Source organism: Rhizobacter sp., from assembly GCF_031412495.1.
Classification (GTDB): domain Bacteria; phylum Pseudomonadota; class Gammaproteobacteria; order Burkholderiales; family Burkholderiaceae_C; genus Schlegelella_A.
The window spans coordinates 1-7,804 of the sequence record NZ_JANODC010000044.1 but is presented as its reverse complement, the minus strand read 5'-3'; the positions used below and the strand labels follow the sequence as shown (position 1 = coordinate 7,804).

The 7,804-nt window shown below is 70.2% G+C and carries 8 protein-coding genes; 3 read left to right on the top strand and 5 right to left on the bottom strand.

What is annotated here, in order from left to right:
• From AC30N0_RS01610 to AC30N0_RS01590, 5 genes are all read right to left on the bottom strand, one after another.
• A partial coding sequence (locus tag AC30N0_RS01610) for a MoaD/ThiS family protein (RefSeq protein ID WP_489516191.1) occupies window positions 1-195 on the bottom strand: 195 nt, incomplete at its 3' end.
• Window positions 192-1,442 carry a molybdopterin molybdotransferase MoeA gene (locus AC30N0_RS01605; RefSeq protein ID WP_489516190.1) on the bottom strand — a complete coding sequence of 417 codons (1,251 nt, stop codon included), beginning with the start codon at window positions 1,440-1,442 and terminating at the stop codon, window positions 192-194. The genes AC30N0_RS01605 and AC30N0_RS01610, both read right to left, overlap by 4 nt.
• A 3-nt stretch (window positions 1,443-1,445) precedes the next feature.
• Window positions 1,446-2,849: a threonine synthase gene (gene thrC / locus AC30N0_RS01600; protein WP_489516189.1), complete on the bottom strand. Its 1,404-nt coding sequence runs from the start codon at window positions 2,847-2,849 to the stop codon at window positions 1,446-1,448.
• A complete protein-coding gene (locus tag AC30N0_RS01595; protein ID WP_489516188.1) occupies window positions 2,846-4,186 on the bottom strand; it encodes a homoserine dehydrogenase in 1,341 nt (446 codons plus the stop codon). Before AC30N0_RS01595 ends, thrC begins: the two co-directional genes overlap by 4 nt.
• Entirely contained in the window at window positions 4,183-5,409 is a 1,227-nt protein-coding gene (locus AC30N0_RS01590) for a pyridoxal phosphate-dependent aminotransferase (protein WP_489516187.1), read from the bottom strand. The genes AC30N0_RS01595 and AC30N0_RS01590 overlap by 4 nt, the downstream gene beginning before the upstream one ends.
• Before the next feature lie 118 nt (window positions 5,410-5,527).
• Here AC30N0_RS01590 and AC30N0_RS01585 point away from each other — a divergent pair, with 118 nt between their 5' ends.
• From AC30N0_RS01585 to AC30N0_RS01575, 3 genes are all read left to right on the top strand, one after another.
• Complete coding sequence (locus tag AC30N0_RS01585) at window positions 5,528-5,920, top strand: Mth938-like domain-containing protein (protein WP_489516186.1); 393 nt, start codon at window positions 5,528-5,530, stop codon at window positions 5,918-5,920.
• 82 nt (window positions 5,921-6,002) lie between these two features.
• Window positions 6,003-6,479 (top strand): peroxiredoxin, encoded by a 477-nt coding sequence (locus tag AC30N0_RS01580; RefSeq protein WP_489516185.1) that lies wholly within the window; start codon window positions 6,003-6,005, stop codon window positions 6,477-6,479.
• 111 nt (window positions 6,480-6,590) lie between these two features.
• A partial coding sequence (locus AC30N0_RS01575; RefSeq protein WP_489516184.1) for a PhoH family protein occupies window positions 6,591-7,804 on the top strand: 1,214 nt, incomplete at its 3' end.

The window sequence follows — 7,804 nt, the reverse complement described above, 5'->3', positions numbered from 1 at the left end:
GGCCCCGCTGCAGCGGCCGCGGGTGCGGGCGCTGCGCCGCCGCCGCGGCCGGCCGCGCGCCTCGGCGTGGCGCCCGCCACGCGCGACGAGGGCGTCGCGCAGGGCGGCGACGTCGGCGCCGTCGGCGACCTCGACCGGCTCGCCCGCGCCCAGGGCCTCGCGGACGGAAGCGAAGTAGCGCACCTCGACCTTCATCCCAGCAGCTCCGCCAGGGGAAGGTAGCGGACCCGGTCGCCCGGGGCGATGGTCGTGCCGCCGGGGTTGTCGACGAAGCCGTCGGCCCAGATCGTCGAAGTCAGCACCGCCGAGCCCTGGTGGCCGAAGAGGTCGAGGCCGCCGGCCTCGTTGCGGCGCACGCGCAGGAACTCGCGGCGCCGGTCGGCCTTCGGCCAGGCGAAGTCGGCGCGCAGCTCGATCGCGCGCGGCGCCAGGTCGGTCGCGCCCTGCAGGCGCATCAGCACCGGCCGCACGGCAAACAGGAAGGTGACGAAGCTCGACACCGGGTTGCCGGGCAGGCCGATGAACCAGGCCGCCGAGCCGTCGGTGCGGAAGACCTCGCCGAACGCGAGCGGCTTGCCGGGCTTGATCGCGACCTGCCAGAGGTCGAGCCGCCCCTCGCGCTCGACCGCAGGCTTGAGATGGTCCTCTTCGCCGACCGAGACGCCGCCGCAGGTGACGATCAGGTCGTTGCGCGACGCCGCCCGGCGCAGGGCATCGCGGGTCGCGTCCAGGCGGTCGGGAACGATGCCGAGGTCGTCGCACTCGGCGCCGAACGCCTGGATCAGCCCGCGCAGCGTGAACCGGTTGGAGTTGTAGATCGCGCCCGGCTTCAGCTTCTCGCCGGGCATGGCCAGTTCGTCGCCGGTCGAAAACAGCGCCACCCGCGGCCGCCGCCCGACTCGCAGGGTCGCCGCGCCTACCGAGGCCGCCATGCCGAGCGCCTGCGGCGTCAGGCGGCTGCCCGCGGCCAGGACGACGGCGCCGCGCTGCACGTCCTCGCCGCGACGGCGGATCGATTGGCCCGGCCGGGGCAGCGCATCGACGCGCACGCCGCCGTCGACGGTGGCACACAGCTCCTGCATGACGACGCTGTCGGCACCGGCGGGAACCTGCGCGCCGGTGAAGATCCGCGCCGCCGTCCCCGGCGCGAGCGCGCTACCCACCGACCCCGCGGCGATGCGCTGGCTGACCGGCAGCACCGTCCCTGCACTCGGCACGTCGGCAGTGCGGAGGGCGTAGCCGTCCATCTCGCTGTTGTCCTCCGGCGGCACGTCGATCAGCGAGCTCACGTCGGCAGCGAGGACGCGGCCGAGCGCGTCGAAGGTCGCGATCTCCTCCGCCGCTACCGGGTCCGGGGCCTGGACGCGCGCCAGCACCCGCTCGACAGCCTCGTCGAGCGAGAGCATCGGCGGCCGGCTGGTGGTCGTCTCGGTGGCCCCCATGGCTTACCCGCCTCCGGCGATCAGCGACTTCAGCCGCTCGACATCGCGCGGAATCGCCGTGAAGCGACGCGGCAGGTTCTCGATGCCCTCGAACCCCGGCGGGCGCGGCGCATCGAAACCGAGCGCTTCGCGGACCGTGGCGTTGAACTTCGCCGGCAGCGCCGTCTCGAGAACGATCATGGGCGTGCCCGGCTCCACGTGCTCGCGGCCGACCTTCAGCGCGTCTGCCGTGTGCGGATCGATGACCTCGCCGAAACGGCCGTGCACGCTGCGGATCGTCGCCAGCCGGTCGGCCGACGTGCTCCTGCCGCTGACGAAGCCGAAGCCGGCGACGCGGTCGAAGTCGGCGCGGGCCAGCGAGAACGAGCGCCGGGTCTCCACCTCCGCGAACAGGGCTCGCGTGCGCGCCGCGTCGCGGCCGAGCGCGTCGAACACGAAACGCTCGAAGTTCGAGGCCTTGGAGATGTCCATCGACGGGCTCGAGGTCTCGTGCGTCTCGTCGGCGCCGCGCACACGGTAGGCGCCGGTGCGGAAGAACTCGTCGAGGACGTCGTTCTCGTTCGTCGCCAGGACCAGGCGCCGGATCGGCAGGCCCATCATGCGGGCCACGTGGCCGGCGCAGATGTTGCCGAAGTTGCCCGTCGGCACGGCGAAGCTGACCGCCTCGTCGTTCGTCTTCGTCGCCGCGAAATATCCGGCGAAGTAGTAGACGACCTGGGCCATCAGGCGCGCCCAGTTGATCGAGTTGACGGTGCCGAGGTCGTGCCGGCGCTTGAAGTCGAGGTCGGACGAGACCGCCTTGACCAGGTCCTGGCAGTCGTCGAACACGCCCTCGACGACGACGTTGTGGATGTTGGCGTCCTGCAGGCTGAACATCTGCGCCTGCTGGAACGGGCTCATGCGGCCGCGCGGCGAGAGCATGAAGACCTCGATGCCGCGCTTGCCCTTGAGGGCGTGCTCGGCGGCGCTGCCGGTGTCACCCGAGGTGGCGCCGAGCACCGTCAGGCGCCGGCCGCGCCGGGCCAGCTCGTACTCGAAGGCGTGGCCGAGGAACTGCATGGCGACGTCCTTGAACGCCAGCGTCGGCCCGTTCGAGAGGCCCAGCACGAACAGCCCCGGCTCGAGCGGGCGCAGGGGCGTGATGCGCCCGTCGCCGAACGTCGCGGCGGTGTACGTGGCGCTGACCAGCCGGCGCAGGTCGGCCCCCGGGACATCGGCGACGAAGCGGGAGAACACTTCGAAGGCGAGCTCCGCGTAAGGCAAGGTGCGCCAGCGTCCGAGGGTGGCCGGGTCGATCTGCGGATAGCGCTCCGGCACGAAGAGCCCGCCGTCCGGCGCCAGCCCCTCGAGCAGGATCTCCGAGAAGCCGCGCCCGGCCGCCCCGCCGCGCGTGCTCAGGTAGTTCACGCCAGGTCTTCCTTGCGGATGCGGATGATGCGCGCGAGCACGGTCGGCAGCGCCTGCATCTGGCCGATGGCGCTCGTCATGCGCCCCTCGACCGTCTCGTGCGTCAGGATGATGACGTCGGTACGCGCCGCGCCTTCGTGGCTGCCGGCTTCCGTCGGCCGCTGCAGCAGGGCATCGATCGAGATGCCGTGCTCGGCCAGGATGCCGGTGATGCGCGCCAGCACGCCGGCCTCGTCGGCCACCTGCAGGCGCAGGTAGAAGGAGGTCACGACCTCGTCGATCGACAGTACCGTCAGGTCCTGCATCGCTGCGGGCTGGAACGCCAGGTGCGGGACGCGGTGGTCGGGGTCGGCGGTTGCGAGGCGCGCGATATCGACCAGGTCGGCGATGACTGCCGAGGCCGTGGGCTCGGCGCCCGCGCCCTTGCCGTAGTAGAGCGTCGTGCCCACGGCATCGCCCTGCACCATCACCGCGTTCATCGCGCCTTCGACGTTGGCGATCAGGCGCCGCGACGGCACCAGCGTCGGGTGCACGCGCAGCTCGATGCCGGCGGCGGCACCGTCCCTGGCGGCGCGCCGCTTCGTGATCGCCAGCAGCTTGATGCGGTAGCCGAGCTGCTCGGCATAGGCGATGTCGGCGGCCTGCAGCGAGTCGATGCCCTCGACGTGGGCGCGCGCGAACTGCACGGGGATGCCGAAGGCGATGGCCGAGACGATGGTCGCCTTGTGCGCCGCGTCGACGCCGGTGATGTCGAACGTCGGGTCGGCCTCGGCGTAGCCCAGGCGCTGCGCCTCGGCCAGCGCCGTCGCGAAGTCGATGCGCTTCTCGCGCATCTCGGAGAGGATGAAATTGGTGGTGCCGTTGATGATCCCGGCGATCCAGTCGATCCGGTTGGCGGTCAGGCCCTCGCGCAATGCCTTGATGATCGGGATGCCGCCGGCCACCGCCGCCTCGAAGGCGACGACGACGCCGCGCTGGCGCGCCGCTGCGAAGATCTCGGTCCCGTGCACCGCGAGCAGGGCCTTGTTGGCGGTGACCACGTGCTTGCCGGCGGCGATCGCCTCGAGCACGAGGCTGCGCGCCACGCCGGTGCCGCCGATCAGCTCGATGACGACGTCGATCTGCGGGTTCGCGATCACCGTCCGCGCATCGGCGACGACCTCGGCCGCGCCGGCGGCGAGCGCGCGGGCGCGGGCCACGTCGATGTCGGCGATGTGGGTGATGCGGATCTCGCGGCCGGCGCGGCGGCAGATCTCTTCCTGGTTGCGCTGCAGGACGGCGAAGGTGCCGCCCCCGACGACGCCGGCGCCGAGCAGGCCGGCCTGGAATGGCTTCATCGCGAGTGGCGGGTGCGGTAGTGATCGAGGAAGGCGGCGATCCGGCCGATGGCATCGGTCAGGTCGTCGGAATTCGGCAGGAAGACGACGCGGAGGTGGTCGTGCGCCGCCCAGTTGAACCCGGTCCCCTGCACGATGAGCACCTTCTGCTCGGCGAGCAGCTCGTAGGCGAACTGCTGGTCGTCGGCGATCGGGTACATCTCCGGATCGAGCTTCGGGAACATGTAGAGGGCCGCCTTCGGCTTGACGCAGCTGACGCCCGGGATGGCCGTCAGCAGCCTGTGCGCGAGGTCGCGCTGGCGCGCGAGCCGGCCGCCCGGCGCGACCAGGTCGTCGATGCTCTGGTAGACGCCGAGCGCGGTCTGGATCGCGAGCTGGCCCGGCGTGTTGGAGCACAGGCGCATCGAGGCCAGCATGCACAGGCCTTCGATGTAGTCGCGGGCGTGGCGCTTCTCCCCCGAGACGACCATCCAGCCGGCGCGGTAGCCGCAGGAGCGGTAGTTCTTGGACAGGCCGTTGAAGGTGAGGAAAAGCACGTCGTCGGCGAGCGAGGCGATCGAGGTGTGCTGGTGGCCGTCGTACAGCGTCTTGTCGTAGATCTCGTCGGCGAAGACGATGAGCCCGTGCTTGCGGGCCAGTTCGACGATCCGCCCGAGCACCGCATCCGGGTAGAGCGCGCCGGTTGGGTTGTTAGGGTTGATCACGACGACGGCGCGCGTGCGCGGCGTGATCTTCGCCGCCATGTCGTCGAGGTCGGGCAGCCAGTCGGAAGCCTCGTCGCACAGGTAGTGCACGGGCGTGCCGCCCGAAAGCGCCACCGACGCCGTCCACAGGGGATAGTCGGGTGCGGGAATCAGCACCTCGTCACCGTTGTTGAGCAGCGCGTTCATGCTCATCGTGATGAGCTCGGAGGCGCCGTTGCCGAGGAAGACGTCGTCGACGGTGACGCCCTTGACGTGCTTCTGCTGCGTGTAGTGGACGATCGCCTTGCGGGGCGCGAACAAGCCCTTCGAATCGGTGTAGCCGGCCGCGTCGGGCAGGTTGCGGATCATGTCCTGGACGATCTCGTCCGGCGGCTCGAGCCCGAACGCGGCGATGTTGCCGATGTTGAGCTTGATGATGTGCTGGCCCTCTTCCTCCATCTGCCGCGCCTTCTCCAGCACCGGGCCGCGGATGTCGTAGCAGACGTTGGCCAGCTTGCTCGACTTGAGAAGGGGTTGCACGGAAGAAGCTCCGGAAGTGCCCGCATCGGGGCAACCCGATATTGGACCACAGGGGCCGCCCGTGCCGGGCGTCGACCGGTGCACCAAGTGGCGCGCGGGAGGCTCGGATAATCGGGACATGAAGATGCGCGCCGACCGGATCGAAGGCCAGAACGCGATCGCCCGGCACGGGCCCGACGGCGTCGCGGTGGCCGGCGTCGAATACACGGCGAGCGTCGTCGTTCCCTGGCGCGGGCCGGTGGTGCCGTGGGGCGTGGCCGAGTTCGACGGCCTGGGCGCGGAGCACTTCGCGCAGCTCGCCGCGCTCGGCCCAGAGCTCGTCATCTTCGGCAGCGGTCCGCGGATCCGGTTTCCTTCGCCGGCGCTGCTGCGGCCGCTGATCGAGGCGAAGATCGGCATCGAGACCATGGACACGGCGGCTGCCTGCCGCACCTACAACGTGCTCTTCGCCGAAGGTCGGCCGGTGGTCGCCGCACTGCTTTTCACGGCCGCCGAGACTGCTCGTCCGTGAGCCGGTCCCTCGGCCAGCGGCCTGCACCCAAGCCCTATAATTCGAGGTTACGCCCCGCACGGGGCCGATCGACACGAGCTACATGACGCCTGCCCTAAACAAACCCGTACCGGACTTTGAAGCGCTTGCAACGGGAGGGGTGAAGTTCACGCCGCAGGCGTACGCGGGCAAGATCGTCGTCCTGTATTTCTACCCCAAGGACAACACCCCTGGCTGCACCACCGAAGCGATGCAGTTTCGTGACCACTACAAGGAATTCATCAAGGCCGGCGCGGTGCTGTTCGGAGTCTCGCGCGACAACATGGCCTCGCATGACCGATTCAAGGCCAACCTCGAGCTCCCCTTCGAGCTGATCGCCGACACCGAGGAGAAGCTCTGCCACATGTTCGGCGTCGTCAAGAACAAGATCATGTACGGCAAGAAGGTCAAGGGCATCGAACGGAGCACCTTCCTGATCGACGGCAGCGGCGTCCTCCGCGGCGAATGGCGGGGGCTCACCGTCGCCGGCCACGTCGACGAGGTGCTCAAGGCCGTCAAGGCCCTCAAGAAGGCCGCCTGATCCGCGATCGGCCGGGCCGCCGGCTTGCCTGTGCTTCACGTCGGGCAAGCTTTCGGGCTGACGGCCCCCTCCCGGGTCGCCTACCGCCCGCCATCCCTGCCCCGAGACGCCATGCCCCTGCCCAAGCCCCCGGCCAAGCGCGCCGACCTGCTGAGTCCCGCTGACTTCGAGGCCCCGGGCACCGCCCCGGCCGCGCGCCGCAGCCGTCGCCCCGGCCCGGATGCGGAGGCCGCCGGATCGGCGCCGCTCGAGCTGCTGAACGAGGCCACCCTTCCGGCAGCCCCGCCGGCGATCGCCCGGTCCGCCCCGCCCCCGGCTCCGGCGCTGACGACGAGGCCGATGCCGGCAGAACGGCCTCGCGCCCAGCGCAAGGCCCACGCCGGCGGCCAGCCGACCCTGTTCGTGCTCGATACCAACGTGCTGATGCACGACCCGATGTCGCTGTTCCGGTTCGAGGAGCACGACATCTACCTGCCGATGATCACGCTGGAGGAACTCGACAGCCACAAGCGCGGCATGACCGAGGTCGCCCGCAATGCCCGCCAGGTGAGCCGCGATCTCGACTCCCTCGCGTCGAACATGACCACCCGTGACGCCGACGGCCGCTCCGAAGGCATCGCCCTCAACCGCAGCGGGCACCGGGAAGCAGGCGGCAAGCTCTATTTCCAGACCGACCTGATCCGCGTCACGCTGCCTGAAGGCCTGCCCCAGGGCAAGGCCGACAACCAGATCCTCGGGGTCGTCAAGGCGTTGCGCGAGCAGCAGCCGGAGCGCGACGTGGTGCTGGTGTCCAAGGACATCAACATGCGCATCAAGGCCCGGGCGCTGGGCCTGCCTGCCGAGGACTACTTCAACGACAAGACCCTCGACGACGGCGACCTGCTCTATACCGGCATCCAGCAGCTGCCCGCCGATTTCTGGGAGAAGCAGGCCAAGACGGTCGAGAGCTGGCAGCAGGGCGGCCTCACCTACTACCGGATCGGCGGCCCCGTGGCGGCGCAGCTCCTGATCAACCAGTTCGTCTACCTCGACACCCCCGGCGCGCCGTCGCTGCACGCCAAGGTGATCGAGATCACCGGCAAGACGGCGGTCCTGCGCACGCTGAAGGACTACACGCACCAGAAGAACTCGGTCTGGGGCATCACGGCGCGCAACCGGGACCAGAACTTCGCCCTCAACCTGCTGATGGACCCGGACTGCGACTTCATCACGCTCGCCGGCACCGCCGGCTCGGGCAAGACGCTGCTGTCGCTCGCCTCTGGCCTGGCGCAGGTGATGGACGACCGCCGCTACACCGAGATCATCGTCACGCGCGTGACCGTGCC

Coding starts and splice junctions, on each gene's coding strand:
- AC30N0_RS01585 (WP_489516186.1), top strand. CDS start 5,528: ATGAAGATGCGCGCCGACCGGATCGAAGGCCAGAACGCGATCGCCCGG.
- AC30N0_RS01595 (WP_489516188.1), bottom strand. CDS start 4,186: ATGAAGCCATTCCAGGCCGGCCTGCTCGGCGCCGGCGTCGTCGGGGGC.
- AC30N0_RS01605 (WP_489516190.1), bottom strand. CDS start 1,442: ATGGGGGCCACCGAGACGACCACCAGCCGGCCGCCGATGCTCTCGCTC.
- AC30N0_RS01580 (WP_489516185.1), top strand. CDS start 6,003: ATGACGCCTGCCCTAAACAAACCCGTACCGGACTTTGAAGCGCTTGCA.